Annotated in this window: 1 protein-coding gene; it reads left to right on the plus strand. The window is 73.0% G+C overall.

All coding sequences use genetic code 11. The features are described from left to right. Window positions 1-490, plus strand: a 490-nt coding sequence (locus OO47_RS33030) for a sigma-70 family RNA polymerase sigma factor (protein ID WP_158708753.1), incomplete at its 5' end; no start/stop codon positions are given. Window positions 491-566: the final 76 nt, after the last annotated feature.

The following is a 566-nucleotide window of genomic DNA, read 5'->3' on the forward strand; positions in this document are numbered from 1 at the left end:
CCGCACCGAACTCGCCCACCACCTCCACCTCACCGAGGAAGAGATCGCCGAGGGCCAGCTCGCCGCCCACGGATACGCCACCCGCTCCCTCGACACCCCCACAAGCGACGACGGCGGCGCGTCCGGCGCGAGGCCCCGGCACCTGGCGACCACCGAACCCGCCTACGAGCTGATCGAGTCCCTCACCGCGCTCCGTCCCCTGCTCGACCGGCTGGACGAGCGCGACCAGCACATCCTCGAACTCCGCTTCGGGGAGGAGCTGACCCAGGCCGAGATCGGCCGGCGGATCGGACTCTCCCAGATGCACGTCTCCCGGCTGCTCACCCGCATCCTCGGCGACCTCAGAGAGGGCCTCAACGACGACAGCCCTCCCGTAGACGGTCCCCCGGACGGAGCCGCAGACGGAACCGTGGACGACCTCCCGGGCGGAGCCACGGAGGAAGCCACCGGCGGGCCCGCCGACAGGGCTACGGGCGGGACGGCAGGCTGACCTCCAGCCACACCACCTTCCCCACCGCCCCCGGCCCCCTGGCCTCGTACCCCCACGCCCCCGCCAACCTGTCCAG

The organism is Streptomyces bikiniensis (genome assembly GCF_000716625.1).
Taxonomy (GTDB): Bacteria; Actinomycetota; Actinomycetes; order Streptomycetales; family Streptomycetaceae; genus Streptomyces; species Streptomyces bikiniensis.